This is a genomic window from Allobrachymonas denitrificans DSM 15123, assembly GCF_900110225.1.
Classification (GTDB): Bacteria; Pseudomonadota; Gammaproteobacteria; order Burkholderiales; family Burkholderiaceae_C; genus Brachymonas; species Brachymonas denitrificans.
In genome coordinates this window covers 81150-98634 of the sequence record NZ_FOCW01000001.1, presented here as the reverse complement: position 1 = coordinate 98634, position 17485 = coordinate 81150, and the positions used below count along the sequence as shown (strand labels likewise).

19 protein-coding genes are annotated in these 17485 nt (G+C 66.0%); 12 read left to right on the top strand and 7 right to left on the bottom strand.

Annotation, left to right across the window (positions count from 1 at the left end):
• Positions 1-143 precede the first annotated feature (143 nt).
• Complete coding sequence (locus tag BMW28_RS00430; protein ID WP_091812727.1) at positions 144-1244, top strand: LysR substrate-binding domain-containing protein; 1101 nt, start codon at positions 144-146, stop codon at positions 1242-1244.
• A gap of 198 nt (positions 1245-1442) precedes the next feature.
• Complete coding sequence (ubiA, locus tag BMW28_RS00425; RefSeq protein WP_091812726.1) at positions 1443-2324, top strand: 4-hydroxybenzoate octaprenyltransferase; 882 nt, start codon at positions 1443-1445, stop codon at positions 2322-2324.
• Between the two features lie 3 nt (positions 2325-2327).
• On the opposite strand, the gene BMW28_RS00420 is transcribed toward ubiA, so the two are convergent.
• The 4 genes from BMW28_RS00420 to BMW28_RS00405 all read right to left on the bottom strand — a co-directional run bounded on the left by BMW28_RS00420 (position 2328) and on the right by BMW28_RS00405 (position 7542).
• Entirely contained in the window at positions 2328-2987 is a 660-nt protein-coding gene (locus BMW28_RS00420; protein ID WP_091812724.1) for a LysE family translocator, read from the bottom strand.
• Between the two features lie 61 nt (positions 2988-3048).
• Entirely contained in the window at positions 3049-3786 is a 738-nt protein-coding gene (locus tag BMW28_RS00415; RefSeq protein WP_091812722.1) for a class I SAM-dependent methyltransferase, read from the bottom strand.
• Entirely contained in the window at positions 3786-6098 is a 2313-nt protein-coding gene (locus BMW28_RS00410; RefSeq protein ID WP_091812720.1) for an NADP-dependent malic enzyme, read from the bottom strand. The genes BMW28_RS00415 and BMW28_RS00410 overlap by 1 nt, the downstream gene beginning before the upstream one ends.
• A 154-nt stretch (positions 6099-6252) precedes the next feature.
• Entirely contained in the window at positions 6253-7542 is a 1290-nt protein-coding gene (locus tag BMW28_RS00405) for a lytic murein transglycosylase (RefSeq protein WP_091812718.1), read from the bottom strand.
• Positions 7543-7707: 165 nt separating this feature from the next.
• Here BMW28_RS00405 and BMW28_RS00400 point away from each other — a divergent pair, with 165 nt between their 5' ends.
• The 5 genes from BMW28_RS00400 to BMW28_RS00380 all read left to right on the top strand — a co-directional run bounded on the left by BMW28_RS00400 (position 7708) and on the right by BMW28_RS00380 (position 11534).
• On the top strand, positions 7708-8724 hold the full coding sequence (locus BMW28_RS00400; protein ID WP_091812716.1) for a KpsF/GutQ family sugar-phosphate isomerase: 1017 nt from the start codon (positions 7708-7710) through the stop codon (positions 8722-8724).
• 1 nt (position 8725) lies between these two features.
• Complete coding sequence (locus tag BMW28_RS00395) at positions 8726-9292, top strand: KdsC family phosphatase (RefSeq protein ID WP_091812714.1); 567 nt, start codon at positions 8726-8728, stop codon at positions 9290-9292.
• Positions 9289-9993 carry an LPS export ABC transporter periplasmic protein LptC gene (gene lptC / locus BMW28_RS00390; RefSeq protein ID WP_091812713.1) on the top strand — a complete coding sequence of 235 codons (705 nt, stop codon included), beginning with the start codon at positions 9289-9291 and terminating at the stop codon, positions 9991-9993. Before BMW28_RS00395 ends, lptC begins: the two co-directional genes overlap by 4 nt.
• A 69-nt stretch (positions 9994-10062) precedes the next feature.
• The gene (locus BMW28_RS00385; protein ID WP_091812712.1) at positions 10063-10920 is read left to right on the top strand and encodes an SDR family oxidoreductase; all 858 of its coding nucleotides are present in this window, start codon (positions 10063-10065) and stop codon (positions 10918-10920) included.
• On the top strand, positions 10917-11534 hold the full coding sequence (locus tag BMW28_RS00380; RefSeq protein WP_091812711.1) for a chorismate--pyruvate lyase family protein: 618 nt from the start codon (positions 10917-10919) through the stop codon (positions 11532-11534). Before BMW28_RS00385 ends, BMW28_RS00380 begins: the two co-directional genes overlap by 4 nt.
• 73 nt (positions 11535-11607) lie before the next feature.
• Here the strand turns inward: BMW28_RS00380 and BMW28_RS00375 are convergent, their stop codons facing one another.
• Positions 11608-12114, bottom strand: coding sequence for an RNA recognition motif domain-containing protein (locus tag BMW28_RS00375; RefSeq protein ID WP_091812710.1), 507 nt, complete (start codon positions 12112-12114; stop codon positions 11608-11610).
• 312 nt (positions 12115-12426) lie between these two features.
• Between BMW28_RS00375 and BMW28_RS00370 the strand changes: the two genes are divergently transcribed.
• The 3 genes from BMW28_RS00370 to metW all read left to right on the top strand — a co-directional run bounded on the left by BMW28_RS00370 (position 12427) and on the right by metW (position 14909).
• Entirely contained in the window at positions 12427-12984 is a 558-nt protein-coding gene (locus BMW28_RS00370; RefSeq protein WP_091812709.1) for a TMEM165/GDT1 family protein, read from the top strand.
• Positions 12985-13173: 189 nt separating this feature from the next.
• A complete protein-coding gene (gene metX / locus BMW28_RS00365; RefSeq protein WP_091812707.1) occupies positions 13174-14325 on the top strand; it encodes a homoserine O-succinyltransferase MetX in 1152 nt (383 codons plus the stop codon).
• Positions 14322-14909 (top strand): methionine biosynthesis protein MetW, encoded by a 588-nt coding sequence (gene metW, locus BMW28_RS00360; protein WP_091812705.1) that lies wholly within the window; start codon positions 14322-14324, stop codon positions 14907-14909. The genes metX and metW overlap by 4 nt, the downstream gene beginning before the upstream one ends.
• On the opposite strand, the gene BMW28_RS00355 is transcribed toward metW, so the two are convergent.
• Positions 14896-15114 (bottom strand): DUF2061 domain-containing protein, encoded by a 219-nt coding sequence (locus tag BMW28_RS00355; RefSeq protein WP_091812703.1) that lies wholly within the window; start codon positions 15112-15114, stop codon positions 14896-14898. The two genes, metW and BMW28_RS00355, sit on opposite strands and share 14 nt — an antisense overlap.
• A 298-nt stretch (positions 15115-15412) precedes the next feature.
• On the opposite strand from BMW28_RS00355, the gene BMW28_RS00350 reads away from it, so the two are divergent.
• Together BMW28_RS00350 and BMW28_RS00345 are read left to right on the top strand one after the other, a co-directional pair.
• Positions 15413-15682 (top strand): GlsB/YeaQ/YmgE family stress response membrane protein, encoded by a 270-nt coding sequence (locus BMW28_RS00350; RefSeq protein ID WP_091812701.1) that lies wholly within the window; start codon positions 15413-15415, stop codon positions 15680-15682.
• A gap of 164 nt (positions 15683-15846) precedes the next feature.
• On the top strand, positions 15847-17046 hold the full coding sequence (locus BMW28_RS00345; protein WP_091812699.1) for an AI-2E family transporter: 1200 nt from the start codon (positions 15847-15849) through the stop codon (positions 17044-17046).
• Between the two features lie 9 nt (positions 17047-17055).
• Here the strand turns inward: BMW28_RS00345 and BMW28_RS00340 are convergent, their stop codons facing one another.
• The gene (locus tag BMW28_RS00340; RefSeq protein ID WP_091812698.1) at positions 17056-17469 is read right to left on the bottom strand and encodes a rhodanese-like domain-containing protein; all 414 of its coding nucleotides are present in this window, start codon (positions 17467-17469) and stop codon (positions 17056-17058) included.
• Positions 17470-17485 lie beyond the last annotated feature (16 nt).

Sequence of the window (17485 nt, the reverse complement as noted above, 5' to 3'; positions counted from 1 at the left end):
GCTTACCCGAAAGCCCGATGTGCCATGACATTGCAGATCGGGGGTTTATCCTAGGGTGAACTGTGGCGCTTGTACCGCATCTGGGGGTCAGGATCTGCGCTGCGGGGCTGTTACCATGCCGGCAGACATTTTCGATTGCTGTCATGACGCTCACCGAACTCAAGTACATCGTTGCCGTTGCGCGCGAACGCCATTTCGGGCGCGCTGCCGAGGCCTGCTTCGTGGCCCAGCCAACGCTGTCCGTGGCCGTCAAGAAGCTGGAGGAAGAACTCGACGTGAAGCTGTTCGAGCGCAGCGCCAGCGAAGTCACCCTCACCCCGCTGGGCGAGGAGGTGGTGCGCCAGGCCCAGGTGGTGCTCGAGCAATCCAACCTGATCCGCGACATCGCCAAGCGCGGCAAGGATCCGCTCGCCGGCCCGCTGCGCCTGGGCATCATCTACACCATCGGCCCCTACCTGCTGCCCGATCTGGTGCGGCAGAACATGGCGCTCACGCCGCAGATGCCGCTGATGCTGCAGGAAAATTTCACCAGCAAGCTGCTGGAGATGCTGCGCTCGGGCGAGATCGACTGTGCCATCCTGGCAGAGCCCTTTCCCGATTCGGGCCTGGCGCAGGCCGCGCTGTACGACGAGCCGTTCTGGGCAGCCGTGCCCTCCAGCCACCCGCTGGCGGCCCGATCCAGCGTCAGCGCCGAGGAACTGCGCAAGGAAAACCTGCTGCTGCTCGGCACCGGGCATTGCTTCCGCGACCATGTGCTGGAAGTCTGCCCCGAGTTCGCGCGTTTCTCCAGCCATGCCGACGGCATCCAGAAGAGCTTCGAGGGCTCCTCGCTGGAGACCATCAAGCACATGGTGGCGGCCGGCATGGGCGTGACGCTGGTGCCGGCGCTGAGCGTGCCACCGGAACTGCTGCAGCCGTCTGCATCCAAAGCAGGCACTTCGGGCCGCACGCGTCGCTCCGCTGCCTCCGAGACGGACAGCCACTCCCCCGCGGCGCCCGAGTTGGGGAATGCCGGAACGGCCACCGGCACCCTGCCCGCAGCAGGCAACGCCCGCCCGGACGCCCTGTTCAGCCCGCACAGCGATGCACCCTTCGTGCGCTACATTCCGTTCCAGCCCGATGACGTGCCCACGCGCCGCGTCGTGCTGGCCTGGCGCCGCAGCTTCACGCGCTACGAGGCCATTGCCGCCTTGCGCAACGCGGTGTATGCCTGCTCACTGCCAGGGGTGCAGCGGCTGTCCTGAGACTTCGCGGGACGTGGGTCGCTGGGCCGCTGGGCCGCTGGGCCGCTGGGCCGCTGGGCCGCTGGGCCGCTGGGCCGCTGGGCCGCCAAGCATGTCCTTGATCAGGCTGCACGCGGCACAGCTTCTTCCGAGCGTTCTTCTCTGCTGCTTCCGCCACCGCGATCGCCTGTCACAGCCGGCTTTTACAATCGCGGAGTCATGCAAGAACGTCTCCGTCTTTATCTCGACCTGATCCGCTGGGATCGCCCTGCCGGCTGGCTGCTGCTGCTCTGGCCCACCCTCGCCGCCCTCTGGCTGGCCGCGCGCGGCTTTCCGGGCTGGCACCTGATCATCGTCTTTACCCTGGGCACCATCCTCATGCGCAGCGCCGGCTGCTGCATCAATGACGTGGCCGACCGCGAATTCGACCGCCACGTCAAGCGCACCGCCAACCGTCCCATCACCAGCGGCCGCATCAGCGTGCGCGAGGCGCTGGGCGTGGGCGGCGTGCTGGCACTGGTGTCCTTCCTGCTGGTGCTGACCACCAACTGGCTGACCGTGCTGTGGTCCGTTCCCGCCCTGGCTGTCACCATCCTCTACCCCTACACCAAACGCTTCTTCTCCATCCCGCAGGCCGTGCTCGGCATGGCCTTCAGCATGGGCCTGCCCATGGCCTACGCCGCCGTGCAGAACCAGATTCCGCCCGTCGTGTGGTGGATGTTGCTGGCCAATCTGTGCTGGGTACTGGCCTACGATACCGAGTACGCCATGGTCGACCGCGACGACGACCTGAAAATCGGCATCAAGACCTCGGCTATCACCTTCGGCCGCTTCGATGTGGCCGCCATCATGGGCTTTTACCTGGTGCACAAGGCGATCTGGTGGACCATCTTCTGGCAGCACGCCAACCTGGGTGCCACGCTCGACCACCCCGGCTGGCGCCACGCCGCCTGGCTGATCACGCTGCTGGTGGCCCTGGCGCAGGTCGGATGGCACTACCTGCTGATCCGCACGCGCGAACGCGGCCCCTGCTTCGTCGCCTTCCGGCAGAACCACTGGGTTGGATTCGTGGTGTTTCTGGGCGCGCTGGCGCTGGCCTGATCCTCAGGCAGGCACAGCCGGCCGCGCCACGCGCTGCGTGAACAGCAGCGCCACTCCCAAGGCCACGAACACGCCGCCAAATACCCGGTTCTGCCAGCGCACGGCACGCGCCGTGGTCAGCACTCGGCGCAGCATGCGCCCGCTCAGGGCATAGCCGTGCATCACCACGATGTCGATCAGCGTCATGGTCAGCGCCATGATGGCCAGCTGCAGCGCAATCGGCCGACTGGCATTGATGAACTGCGGCAGCACCGCCACCATGAACACGATGCCCTTGGGGTTGGTCACATTGGTGAGCATGCCGGTCATGAAGCGCTTCTTCCAGTCGCCCTGCCCTTCGGCCACGGCCTGCTGCACCACATCCCCCTCCAGCATGCCGTGCGTGTTGCGCCATTGCTTGATGCCGAGGTACATCAGGTAGAGCGCACCCAGCACCTTGAGCACGGTGAAGGCCGTGGCGGAAGCGATCAGCACCGAGCCCACGCCCAGGCCCGCCACCAGCAGGATCACCAGCAGGCCCGTCTGCAGGCCGGCAATGGTGGCGCTGGTGCGCCGCACGCCATAAACGCTGCCATGGCTGATGGCCAGAATGGCGCCCGAGCCCGGCGAAAGCGCGATCAGCCAGCACGCCACCATGAAGGCGAACCACAGTTCCATGTCCATACAGCAATCCTCTTGTTGGCAGTTGTCCGGCGTGCATGCCCATGCCCCGGATTGCCGGCGATCAGGCAGCGTCGGGCTTGCGTGCCAGCATCAGCGTGTTGGCGAACAGCGATCCGCTCACCATGCGCCCCGGCTGTATTTCAAAACCGTGGTCGCGCAGCAACTGCGCCCAATCATCGGCGGTGCGGCAGTATAGCGAACTGCTCGCATGCCCGCGCGCGCGGAAAATGACCCTGTCCACAAGCTGGCTGAAACGGAAGCGCAGGCCGGCGGCGTGGTCGCCGATGCGCAGCACCAGATGCCCGCCGGGCGCTAGGCAATCGTGCACCCGCTGCAGCACCTGCGTCTGTGCTTCATGCGGCAGGTAGTGCAGCACGTCGAGCAGTACCACGGTATCCGCCGGGGAGAAGGGAGCGTGGGCGATGTTGCCCTGCTCCACCCGTGCCCTGGCTGCATGGTCGGCCAGGGCAGTGCGGGCCCGCGCCACATCGCGCGGCATCAACTCCAGGCCGTGCACGCGGCAGCCACGCGGAGGCGGTGCCCAGTCTTGCGGCCAGTGCTGTTCGTGCGCCAGGCTGTCCACCGCCAGCAGCAGGCTGGCCAGCAGCCCCTGCCCGCAACCCAGATCCAGCACGCGCGACTGCGGCCGGATCCAGCCCTTCGCCAGCACGCTGGCAAAGGCCGGGTCATGCCGCAGCTTGCCGCGCGCGAAATGCCAGGCAAAGCGCCCCGCACGCCGGTAGCGCTCGCTGGCAGCATGCCAGAGCGCGTGCGGCAGGCGGTGCGGCGCCTGCTGCATCACTTGCGGCGTGCTTGCGCGTTCACCACCGCCAGGGCGGTCTGGTTCAGCACGCGGCGCATGGTGGAGGACGGCGTCAGGATATGCGCACTGGCGGCAGCACCGAGCAGCATCGGACCGATGGTCAGACCATTGCCGCCGGTGATCTTGAGCACGTTGAACAGGATGTTGGCCGCATCCAGGTTCGGGCAGATCAGCAGGTTGGCCGCGCCTTCCATGGCGTTGCCAGGCAGCATGTGGCGGCGCAGCTCGGGATTCATGGCGCAATCGCCCTGCATCTCGCCCTCTGCCTGGATCTCGGGAGCCAGCTCGCGGAACAGCTCGTAGGCATGGCGCATCTTGACGGCGCTGGGACGCTTGCTGGTGCCGAAGTTGGAATGCGACAGGAAAGCCACATGCGGGGTAATGCCGAAGCGCTTCACCTCCTGCGCGGCCAGCAGCGCAATGTGCGCCAGCTCTTCTGCCGTCGGATCCTCGTTCACGTAGGTGTCGGCAATGAACAACGTCTGCTTTTCGAGCATCAGCGCGTTCAGGGCGGCAAACTTCTGGCCGGGCTGCGTGCCGATCACGTTGTGGACCGCTTCCAGATGCTTGTCGTAGTTGCCGACCAGACCGCAGATCATGGCATCGGCATCGCCCAGCTTGACCGCCAGCGCGCCGATGATGGTGTTGCTGCGGCGCACGGCGATCTTCGCCGCATCGGGCGAGATACCGTCACGCGCCATGCACTGGTGGTAGGTTTCCCAGTAGGCGCGGAAGCGCGGATCGTTCTCGGGATCGATCACCTCGAAACCGGAACCCACATGCACGTGCAGGCCCAGCTTCTGGATGCGCGCCTCGATGATGTCGGGGCGGCCCACCAGAATCGGCTCGGCAATGCCGTCGTCATAGGCCTGCTGGGCGGCGCGCAGCACGCGCTCGTCCTCGCCTTCGGTGTAGACCACGCGCTTGCTGCCGGCCGGCACTTCGCGCGCCAGCGCAAACACCGGGCGCATAAACAGGCCGGTGTGCGACACGAAGGTACCCAGGCTGTCCACATAGGCTGTCATGTCCTCGATCGGACGCGTGGCCACGCCGGATGCCTCGGCAGCACGGGCCACCGCCGGCGCAATGCGCAGGATCAGACGGGAATCGAAGGGCTTGGGAATGATGTACTCGGGGCCGAACTTCAGCTCCTGGCCGACGTAGGCTGCAGCCACCTCGTCGCTGATTTCCATCTTGGCCAGCGCGGCAATCTCGTGCACGCAGGCCACCTTCATCTCTTCTGTGATGGTAGTGGCGCCGCAATCGAGCGCACCGCGGAAGATATAGGGGAAGCACAGCACGTTGTTGACCTGGTTCGGGTAGTCCGAACGGCCGGTGGCGATGATGCAGTCCGGACGGGCGGCCTTGGCCAGTTCGGGCTTGATCTCGGGATCGGGGTTGGCCAGCGCCAGGATGATGGGCTGCTTGCCCATGCTCTTGACCATGTCCTGCGTCAGCACGTTGGACGTGGAGCAGCCCAGGAACACGTCGGCATCGCGCACCACGTCGGCCAGCGTGCGGTCGCCGTTGTCCTTCTGTGCATAGCGCTGCTTGGAGGCATCCAGACCACCCGGGCGGCCGTCATAGATCAGGCCCTTGGAGTCGCAGACATAGACGTTCTCGCGTTTCACGCCGAGCGCCACCATCAGGTCCAGACAGGCAATGGCTGCCGCACCGGCACCGGAAGCCGCCAGCTTGATGCTGCCGATATCCTTGCCCACCAGTTCCAGACCGTTGATCAGCGCGGAGGAGGAGATGATGGCGGTGCCGTGCTGGTCATCATGGAAGACCGGAATCTTCATGCGTTCGCGCAGCTTCTGCTCGATGTAGAAGCACTCGGGCGCCTTGATGTCCTCCAGGTTGACGCCGCCCAGCGTGGGCTCGAGCGCGGCGATCATGTCCACCAGCTTGTCCGGATCGCGCTCGTCCAGTTCGATGTCGAACACGTCGATGCCGGCAAATTTCTTGAACAGGCAGCCCTTGCCCTCCATCACCGGCTTGCCGGCCAGCGGGCCGATATCGCCCAGACCGAGCACGGCGGTGCCGTTGGTGATCACGCCGACCAAGTTGCCGCGCGCGGTGTATTCGGCCGCCAGGGAAGGATCGGCCTGGATGTCCAGGCAGGGATAGGCCACGCCGGGAGAGTAGGCCAGGGACAGGTCACGCTGATTCACCAGCGGTTTGGTGGGGGTCACGGAGATCTTGCCGCGCACCGGTTGGCGGTGGTACTCGCGGGCGGCTTCGCGCAAGGCGGCCTGGGAGGTGGAAATCGTACTTTCAGTGCTCATGGTGGTTCCTGTCGTCGGTTTGCTTGCCTGCCGCGCCCGACAACGCGGCTGCCTGCCTCCCTGCGAGGCATCTATTCTGCTGCGTGAAATAATACATAATTATCTGGTGCCGGAGTGCTTGCTGTAAAGACAATGCTGCATCCGGCCGCCCGCGTCAGCGCTGCATGGCCGTGCCATCCCGGCGCAATGCCGACAGCAGTTGCTGTCCGGCACGACCATTGGCCCGCATCCCCAGACGCCCCTGCTCGGTGCGGATCGCGGCGCGCGTCTTCTCGCCAATCAATCCATCCGGCGCGCCGATATCGTGGCCGCGAGCCAACAGCAGGGTCTGCAGTTCGCGGTTTTCGGCGCGGCTCAGACCGGGATCGTCCGTCGGCCAGGGTGTGACAAAACCGGTCTGCGTCTTCTCGCCGGCAACCAGCGTCGAGAGCTGGGCAATGGCCAGCGCATAGTTCTCGCTGGCGTTGTAGCTGTACAGCGTGTCGAAATTCTTGCCTACCAGGAAGGCAGGGCCATTGGCACCCGCGGGCAGCAGCAGCCCCGCCTGCGACAGCGTGGCCGGCAGGGGCGACCCATCCACCAGACGCACACCCTGGGCCTGCCAGTGCTCCAGCGCCCGCTTGTTGCGGCGACCGGCCTGGCTGGTATCGAAACCGCCCGGCAGCTTCACTTCATAGCCCCAGGGCTCGCCCGTGCGATAGCCCGCCTTGCGCAGGAAGTTGGCGGTGGATGCCAGCGCATCGGGCACGCTGCTCACGATGTCGCGGCGGCCATCGCCGTCAAAGTCGACCGCTGTACGCAGAAAGGTGCTGGGCATGAACTGGGTCTGGCCGAAGGCGCCAGCCCAGGAGCCGGTCAGCTTCTCGGCCGGCACATGCCCACCCTGCAGGATGCGCAGTACGTTGGCAAACTCGGTGCGGAAATAGGCCTGGCGGCGACCGAAGCACGACAGCGTGGACAGCGACTGCACCAGCGGGCGGCCGCCCATGATCTGGCCGAAATTGCTCTCCACGCCCCACACGCCCATCACCATCGCCGGCTCCACGCCATAGCGCTGCTCGATCTGGCGCAGCGTGGGCAGCCACTGACGGTAGGCCGCACGGCCATCGGCCACACGCTCGGCATCCACCAGCACCGCCATGTAGTCCCACACCGGCATGGTGAACTCGGGCTGGCGGTTCAGCAGCGGCAGCACCGTGGCATCGGGCTTCAGCCCGCGCGTATGTTGGGCATAGACGGCGGGGTCGATCCCGCGGAAATCGGAGCTGCCCTGCAGACGAGCCAGGCAGGCCTGGAACTCGGCCGTGCTCAACACGGGCGGTGGCGGCGTCTGCGCCGCTGCGGGCAAGGCTGCCAGCAGGCAGGCGCCTGCTCCCAGCAGGCCGGTTACACGCTGGCGTACGCGTGCACGCACACGCAAGGGGTTTGCAGGGGACAACTTCATGGGCTCACTCCACACGTCAACAGGGCCAGCGTCCATCATACCGGGCTCCATCTGCCCGCTTCTTCGGGGATTGCCTGTGACAGGACCAGCAAGCCCGTGCGCGCGCATGGCGCTTGCATTCCGTCATAGGCAGCGTCGGCCCTCCCCCCGTACAATCGTGCGATCATGGATCACAACCTGACTCCCGCATCCCCCTTCGACAGTGCCCGCGCGCTGGAACTGGCACAGCAGGCGCTCGCCGTCGAGGCCCAGGCGCTGCAACAATGCGCACAACGCCTGCAGCAGCCGGATACCGGTGCCCATTTCGCCCGCGCCCTCTCCACCATCCTGGCGGCACGCGGCCGCGTGGTGGTGATGGGCATGGGCAAGAGCGGCCATGTGGGGCGCAAGATTGCGGCCACGCTGGCTTCCACCGGCACGCCGGCGCTGTTCGTGCATCCCGCCGAAGCCAGCCACGGCGACCTGGGCATGGTGCGCGATGTCGACGTGGTGCTGGCCATCAGCAACAGTGGCGAAAGCGAGGAACTGGCACGCATCCTGCCCGTGCTCAAGCGCCTGGGGGTGCCACTGGTTGCCATGACCGGCAAGCCGCAGTCCAGCCTGGCACGCCATGCCGACATCGTGCTCGACAGCGGCGTGGAAAAGGAAGCCTGCCCGCTCAACCTCGCCCCCACCGCCAGCACCACGGTGCAGATGGCGCTGGGCGATGCGCTCGCCGTGGCCCTGCTCGATGCACGCGGTTTCCGCGCCGAGGACTTTGCCCGCTCCCATCCCGGTGGCGCACTCGGCCGTCGCCTGCTCACCACCGTGGCCGATGTGATGCGCGCCGGCGATGCCGCGCCTTCCGTACCGCTGGATGCCGATTTCAGCCAGGTCATGCGCGAGATGAGTGCCAAGGGACTGGGCGCCACACTGGTGGTCGATGCCGATGCCCGCGTGGTCGGCATCTTCACCGATGGCGACCTGCGCCGCCTGCTCGAGAGCGGCACCGACCTGCGCCAGCTCAGCGCCGACAAACTCATGCACGCCAACCCGCGCAGCATCCGCCCCGATGCGCTGGCCGCTGATGCCGCCCACCTGATGGAGCAGTACCGCATCAACAGCCTGCCGGTGACCGATGCCGATGGCCGTCTGGTCGGCGCCCTCAACACGCACGACCTGATGCTGGCCAAGGTGATCTGACATGCAGCAACCCGCCCTGACCTTCGATCCCGAACTGCTGCTGGCAGCCCAGGGCATCCGCGTGGTGTTCTTGGACGTGGACGGCGTGCTCACCGATGGCGGCCTGCTCTACACCGAGAGCGGCGAAACCATCAAGCGCTTCAACACCCTCGATGGCCACGGCCTGAAACTGCTGCAGAAAGGCGGCATCACGCCCGCCATCATCACCGGCCGCGACTCTGCCCCGCTGCGCACACGCCTGCAGGCGCTGGGTGTGGAACACGCCGTGTACGGCACCGAAGACAAGCTGCCGGCAGCCGAGCGCCTGCTGGCCACCCTGGGGCTGGACTGGTCGCAGGCCGCCGCCATGGGCGATGACTGGCCCGACCTGCCGCTGCTCTCGCACGCCGCCTTTGCCGCGGCACCGGCCAACGCCCACCCCGAAGTCAGCGCCCGCGCACGCCATGTGACGCGCGCCAGCGGCGGCGCAGGCGCCGTGCGCGAACTGTGCGACCTGCTGCTGCAGGCGCAGGGCCGCTACGCCGCGCTGCTGGCCCCCTACCTAACCACCGCGGACGACCCGGCATGAGCACGCCCCAGCCCCCTTCCAGCGACTCCGGCCTGCAACTGGCCAGTGTGCTGCGTCCGCTGCCCGCAGCCACCAGCACGCCGGAGCGTCTGTCCGACAAGATCTGGCGCCGCCTGGTCGATTTCATGCCGGTCATTCTGGTACTGCTGCTGGTGCTGGCCACCACCTGGCTGGTGCGCAGCATGCCGGCGGCCGAAGAGCCCAGGCCTGCACCGCCGCCGAACGAGCCCGACTACTACATGAAGGAATTCAGCCTGCGCAACTTCAACCCGCAGGGCATTCTGCAGACCGAAATCCAGGGCGCATTTGGCGACCACCTGCCGGGCAATGACACCATCCGCACGCAACAGCTGCAAAGCTACAGCCTGGATGCCAGCGGCGTGGTCACGCGTGCCACCGCCGACCGCTCCGTCTCCGACAGCAAGGGCAAGGACATCGAACTGTTCGACAACGTACGGGTGGTGCGCACCGACCCGCGACCCGACAAGAACGGCCAGCCGCGCGTGCCGACCGTGCTGGAAAGCGACTACCTGCATGTGATCAACCAGCAGGAACACATCAGCACCGACCGCCCCGTGCGCATCACCCAGGGCAAGGACGTGATCAACGGCAGCGGACTGGAATACACGGCAGACAACAAGGTGCTGCGCGTCGATGGCCGCGTACGGGCCCAGATCCAGCCCTCGCCGGCGCGGCAGTAAACAAGAGCTGTTTTTCCTGTGTCGTCGTCCCGGACTCCGCTCGTTTTCATCACCGGCGCTTCCAGCGGCATGGGCCAGGCGTTGGCGCGACGCTACCACGACGCCGGCTGGCGCCTGGCACTGGTGGCCCGCCGCCAGCAAGCCATGGCGGACTGGGTGCAGCGGCAAGGCCTGGATCCGGCACGCATCACCCTGCATGCTGCCGACGTCACGCAGCCCGACAGCGTCATCGCCGCCGCGCATGCCTGCATGGCCAGTCAGGGCGTGCCTGACGTGGTGATTGCCAACGCCGGCATCAGCCACGGCATGGACAGTTCCGAACGCGCCGATCTGGACGTGATGCAGCAGATCCTGGCCACCAATGTGCTGGGCATGGCGGCCACTTTCCAGGCCTTCATCCGCCCGATGCGCGAACGCGGCAGCGGCAGCCTGGTGGGCATTGCCAGCGTGGCCGGCATCCGCGGCCTGCCCGGCCATGGGGCCTACTGCTCCAGCAAGGCCGCCGCCCTCACCTATTGCGAGAGCCTGCGCGGCGAACTGCATGGCAGCGGCGTGCGGGTCGTGACGCTGCTGCCAGGCTATATCGCCACGCCGATGACGGCAGGCGACCACTTCAGCCTGCCTTTCCTGCTCAGCGCCGACCAGTTTGCAGAGCGTGCCCAGCGGGCCATTGCGGCAGGCGCCAGCTACCGCGTGATTCCGTGGCAAATGGGCGTGGTCGCCAAACTACTGCGGCTGCTGCCCAACGCCGTGTTCGACCGCCTGTTTGCGGGCCGGCCGCGCAAACCGAGGCTCACGCCCAGGCCACTGACCGGGGTTGTGGCTCCCGCTGACCCTGTCGCGCCAGGCACGCCGGATGTGCCCGCCGCCTCCTGCGCAGATCCTGATACGCCGGGCCACCATCCTGCCCCGCCTTCCACCCCATGACCACCGCTCCCGCGCCCCTGACGCCCAACCCCCTGCAGCTGCGCAGCCTGCAGCGCCGGCCGGTGGCCGCGCGCATGCGGCGCTGGCTGCAGGCCGAAGGCTCCCTCACGCGCCATCTGACACGTGCCAGTGGCCGGGTGCAGGTGCAGGTGCTGCAGCAAGGCAGCGATGCGCTCTGGCCGGAAGAAGCCCGTGCGCTGCGGCGCCAGCCGTTCCAGCAGGCCGGCAGTGCCCATGTGCGCACCGTGCTCCTCTGGTGCGGCCCAGCAGGGCAGGAGCGCCCTGCCGTACTGGCCCGCTCGGCCGTGCTGGCGCCGCAATCGCGCCTGCGCTGGCGCGGCCTGCGCGGCCTGGGCGACAAGCCTCTGGCACAACTGCTGTTCGACACCCCGCACATCCACCGCAGCCCGCTGCGCTGGTATCACGATGCCGCGCACAGCCCTGCTGCCCGCCATGTGCTGCAGCTGTGGCAGCGCCATGCGCCCGAGCACACCGCCATGCTGCCCCGGCAGGGCGTATGGCGCCGCAGTTCGGTGTTCGACATCAACGGGGCCCGTATCCTCGTGACCGAATGGTTTGCCCCGGAAGTGTTCGACTGGCCACCCCCCAAATGACAAAACCCTGCCCCGGGCAGTGCCCGCAGCAGGGTTCCTGCACGATACAGGGCTGGATCAGCCCTGCCATCGATCAATAGTTGTTGTTGTCGTCGTAGTTGTTGCGACGACCACCGTCACGACGGCCACCGCCGTAGGGGCTGCGGAAACCATCGCTGTTGCCGCCGCCAAAGTCGCGACCACCGCCGTAGCCGCCACCGCCTTCGCGGCCGCCGCCGTAGCCACCTTCACGGCCACCACCGTAGCCGCCTTCGCGACCACCGCCGTAACCGCCTTCACGACGACCACCACCGTAGCCACCGCCGCCACCAAAGCTGCGGGGGGGACGCGGTTCCATCGGACGAGCCTCGTTCACCACCAGGGCGCGGCCGCCCATGTCCTTGCCATGCAGGCCATTGATGGCTGCCTGGGCTTCGGCATCGCTGCCCATCTCGACGAAACCAAAGCCTTTGGAACGGCCGGTATCGCGCTCCATCATGACCTTGGCGCTGGTCACTGCGCCGAACTCGCTGAATTGCTGCAGCAGGTCGTTGTCGCGAACAGCATAGGGCAGGTTGCCCACGTAAAGTTTGTTGCCCATGAACGGACTCTTTCAGAAAAACAAATAAACCAAGCGATGTCCGTTTTGGGCTGACGACGGATTGATCATCGACCTCATTCACGCAAAGCAATCACCGCAAACATGTACCCGCCCGCAACGCGCGCGCCGCGTGTGGATACCCGGAGCATTATGGGGCAGATATGTGTAGTTTTGGTGTCAGCAAATCCCCACACTGCCAGTATTTACCCTGAAATAATGCACTCTTGATCTAGCGCAGTGTCTTTGCGCGTCCTGCGATAATCCCGCGTCCGCACCCAGCGGAAAACTGACCCTTCTCCCATTCCCTCCTCCATGGAAGCCTTTCTCGTTTCAACCGGCCTGGTCGCCCTGGCCGAAATGGGCGACAAGACGCAACTGCTGTCGCTCGTCCTGGCTGCCCGTTTCCGCAAGCCCTGGCCCATCGTCTGGGGCATTCTGGCCGCCACTCTGGTCAACCACGCCATGGCCGGCGCCGTGGGCAGCTTCATCACCACCCTGCTCTCGCCCGAAGTGCTTCGCTGGGTACTGGCGGCCTCCTTCCTGGCCATGGCGGTGTGGATGCTGATTCCCGACAAGCTGGACGAGGACGACCAGCCCAAGTCGCCCAAGTACGGCGTGTTTGCCACCACCGTGGTGCTGTTCTTCCTGGCCGAGATGGGCGACAAGACGCAGATCGCCACCGTGGCGCTGGCGGCGCGCTACCAGGAGCTGACTGCCGTGGTCGCCGGCACCACGCTGGGCATGATGCTGGCCAACGTGCCGGTGGTGTTCCTGGGCGAGCGCATCACGCGGCTGGTGCCGCTGCACTGGGTGCACCGCATCTGTGCGGTGATCTTCGTCGGCCTCGCTGTTGCAGCAGTGCTCTGGTAAGTGCCCAGACCCGGAGCGCAGCCCGTCTGATGGACAAACAACCCTGCGCGTGACAGTGGAGAGACGGCCGCGCTATACTGGCCCCATTGCGCCGATTTGCTTCCAGCTTGCGGGCGCGTAACAAATGCCGCTAAAACGGAGCCAGACACCCGGTTTCCGTCCTGTGCGGTACCGGGTTTGCTTTTTTCCATGTCGTTCATTGCCACCCCCCAATCCATGTACTTTGCAGAGCCGCTGGCGCTGCAGAGCGGTGCCAGCCTGCGCGGCTACACGCTGGCCTATGAAACCTACGGCACGCTCAATGCCGACAAGTCCAACGCGGTGCTGATCTGCCACGCGCTCAACGCCTCGCACCACGTGGCCGGCCACTATGCCGACGAGCCCGGCAATGTCGGCTGGTGGGACAACATGATCGGTCCCGGCAAGCCGGTGGACACCAACCGCTTTTTCGTCATCGGCGTCAACAACATCGGCTCCTGCTTCGGCAGTACCGGCCCGCGTGATGCCAACCCCGATGCCCCGTCCGACAGCCGCCGCAAGCAGTACGGCGCCGATTTTCCGGTCGTCACGGTCGAGGACTGGGTCAATGCGCAGGCACGCCTGCTCGACGAACTCGGCATCCACCAGCTGGCTGCCGTGATGGGCGGCAGCCTGGGCGGCATGCAGACGCTGAGCTGGACGCTGCAATACCCCGAGCGCGTGCGCCACGCCGTGGTGATCGCAAGCGCGCCCAACCTGAGCGCCGAAAACATCGCCTTCAACGAGGTGGCGCGCCGCGCCATCGTGACCGATCCCGAGTTCCACGACGGCCACTTCTACGAGCATGGCGTGGTGCCGGCCCGCGGCCTGCGCATCGCGCGCATGATCGGCCACATCACCTATCTGAGCGATGACGTGATGAACAGCAAGTTCGGCCGCGAACTGCGCGAGGCCGTCACGCACAACAGCACCGGCTACAAGTATTCGACGCAGGACATCGAGTTCCAGATCGAGAGCTATCTGCGCTACCAGGGCGACAAGTTCAGTACCTACTTCGATGCCAACACCTACCTGCTGATCACGCGCGCGCTCGACTATTTCGATCCGGCGCAGCAGTTCGGCGGCGACCTGTCGCGCACCATGGCGCAGGCCAAGGCAGACTTTCTGGTGGTGAGTTTCACCACCGACTGGCGCTTCTCGCCCGCGCGCAGCCGCGAGATCGTGAAGGCGCTGCTCGACAACCGGCGCCATGTGAGCTATGCGGAGATCGACGCCCCGCACGGCCATGACGCCTTCCTGCTGGATGACCCGCGCTACCTGAATCTGGTACGCGCCTATTTTGACAACAAGGTGGCAGCATGAGCGGAGGACAAGTCGCCATCGAGGCCATTGGCCAACTGGTGCCGCAAGGCGCGCATGTACTGGATCTGGGCTGTGGAGACGGCGCGCTGCTGGCCTGGCTGCAGCAGCACCGCGGCTGCACCGGCTACGGCGTGGAAATCAGCGATGCCAACCTGCTGGCCTGTGCCCGCCGCGGCGTGGACGTGCTGCAGCTGAACCTGGACGAAGGCCTGAACATCTTCGCCGACAACAGCTTCGACGTGGTGCTGCAGATCGACACGCTGCAACACCTGCGCAACGCCGAAACCATGCTGCGCGAGACGGTGCGCGTGGGCCGCATGGGCATTGTCGCCTTCCCCAACTTTGCCTACTGGCCCAACCGCCTGTCCATCCTGCGCGGTCGCATGCCGGTGAACAAGCGCCTGCCCTACGAGTGGTACAACACGCCAAACATCCGCGTCGGCACCTATGCCGACTTCGGCGTGCTGGCCGCGCGCTGCGGCCTGCGCGTGCAGGACCGCTTCGGCCTGCATGAGGGGCGCGTGATCCGCAGCCTGCCCAATGTGCGTGCCAGCACCGCTGTCTATCAGGTCACGCGCGGCTGACCTGCCGCTGCCAGGCCTTCTCGTGCAGGAAGAAGGCAAAGGCCTGCACTGTCGGCTCAAGCAGGCTCAGTGTCAGTGCAGCAACCAGGTTGCCGGTCACGGCATAGGCCACACCAGCTGCCACCAGCACGTGAATCACGTAGTAGCTCATCGTCTTGTAGAGGGTGCGCTGGTGGGGGCGCAACCAGCGTTTGATGTGTGCCATGGTGGCTCTCCTGCATTGCTCTTTCGATAGTTAATGATATCAATTCTCATTACTGGTCTGGATTGCAATTCCCTATGCCGCTGGTAGCCACGCCTGATGGCAACAGCTGTTGCCATTCGTGGCGGCGCATTCCTACATGCGTTCGGCCCTGCTGCCCACAGCCCTGCAGCGCGTTCTGAAAAACAATGCACCTAACCCGAGCCGAAAGCCGCAGTGGCAGCCGGCAGATACGGGCCCGGTAAACAGCGCCGGTCTTGCCGAACCTGTTTCAACTGCAAGCTTTCATTAGGAGAACATCATGGGATTTCTGATCTGGATCATCGTAGGCGGTGTGGTGGGCTGGCTGGCCAGCCTGGTGATGCGTACCGACGCGCAACAGGGCCTGTTCCTGAACGTCGTGGTGGGCATCGTGGGCGCCCTGATCGGCGGCTGGCTGATTTCCCCGCTGCTGGGCATGGGCACCATAAATGAGAATCCGTTGAGCATTGGCGGCATCGTGGTGTCCCTGATCGGCGCCATCATCCTGCTGGCCATCGTGAATCTGGTGCGCCGCGGCAGCGTGCGCTGAGCCTGAACTGCCCCCGGCCGGCAGCGCGCCGGCCCGGAGCACAGGAGACGCCACTTCCGGCAACGGAGTGGCGTCATTTCTTGATGTTTGTTGCATGAGCCGTACGCCCGCTACCCCTGCGCAGGGCTTCGCGGCATACTGTGAAACCACCTCGTTCCGCCATCATGCCCGACCAGCCTCCTCTGCCCCCTGCCACACCGCTAGCGCCTTCTCCCGTGGTCACCGGACTGCGCGGGGACGAGCCTGAAGCAGAGTCCGCAACGGCCGCCTTCTCCAAGCGCCGCCTGCTGACCTGGACGCTGATCCTGCTCAACGTGACGCTGGTGATCTTCCTGCTGAAATGGGCCGATGCCTTTTTCATGCCGCTGGTGGCAGGCATCTTTCTGTCGTACACGCTGGGACCCATCGTCGATTTCCTGCAGAGCCGCATGCGGCTGCCGCGCGCCCTCGGCAGCGCCGTGGCCATCGTGGCTTTCATGGGGGTGATCGGCGGGATCGGCTACGCCGTGTGGTGGCAAGCCATCGATCTGGCCGAATCCATGCCGGAGTCCATCAACCGCATCACGCGCAGCGTGCGCCAGGTGCAGGTCGACCGCAGCAGTTCGCTCTCCAAGCTCAACCAGGCAGCGCGCGCGGTGGACAACGCCCTCAAGAGCGGCGGCACGGGCAGCACGCGGGCCACGCAGTCAGCCACGGCGCAGGCCGCCCCGCCCCAGGAAGGCGTCTCGTCCATGCTGATGCAGCGCGCCCTGCGCGTGATGGGCGGGCTCGGCACGCTGGGGTCGGTGCTGCTGCTGGCCTACTTCCTGCTCACGGCCGGTGACAGTTTCCGGCGCAAGACCGTACGGGTGGTCGGGAGCCGATGGCAGCACAAGCGCGTGACGGTGGAACTGCTGGACGACATCCATTCCTCGGTGCAGAAATACCTGGGTTCGCTGGTGCTGGTCAACCTGCTGCTGGGCCTGCTCACCTACATGGTGCTGGTGGCGCAAGGCTTCCGCAACGCCGAAATCTGGGCCACACTGGCGGGCATCCTGCACGTCATCCCCTACGTCGGCCCGCTGCTGACCGCCATCGGCGTGTTCATTGCCGGCGTACAGCAATGGGGCGCCATCGTGCCGGCGGTGCTGGCTGCAGGTTCCACGCTGGTGGTGGCCGCGCTGGTGGGGTCGATCGCCTATGCCTGGATTCTGGGCCGCATCGCCAACATCAATCACTCGGCGCAATTCATCGCGCTGCTGTTCTTTGGCTGGCTGTGGGGAGCCCTGGGCCTGCTGATCGCGATTCCGCTGGTGGTGGTGATCAAGGTGATTGCCGCACGCGTCGATGCACTGCATCCGGTAGCGGAATTCCTGCGCGAGTAACCAGCCTGCCTACTTCTGGATCCACGGCAGGCCGCGGAAGCGCCAGCCGCCCCGATGGCCGCGCTGCTGCGCACCATCCAGGTCGCCTTCAAAGCCTTCGAGCACGTTGTAGCAGCCCTCCAACCCCAGTTCGGTCGCACGCTGCGCCGCACCGACCGAGCGCACCCCGCTGCGGCAGAGAAACAGCAGGCGCTGCCCGGGATGCTGCGCCGCAAGCGCCTGCACCTGGGCATCGAAATCCGGATTGGGCACCATGCCGGGATAGGTGCGCCAGCACAGCGGCACGGCTCCGGGCACCATGCCGACCCAGTCGCGTTCCGCATCCGTACGCACATCCACCAGCACGCCCAGCCCCTGCTGCTGCCAGGCGTAGGCTTCTTCGGGTTCGATATCGCCGGAATAATGGATGGGGGTCGTCTGCATGCGGGGAATCCTCGGG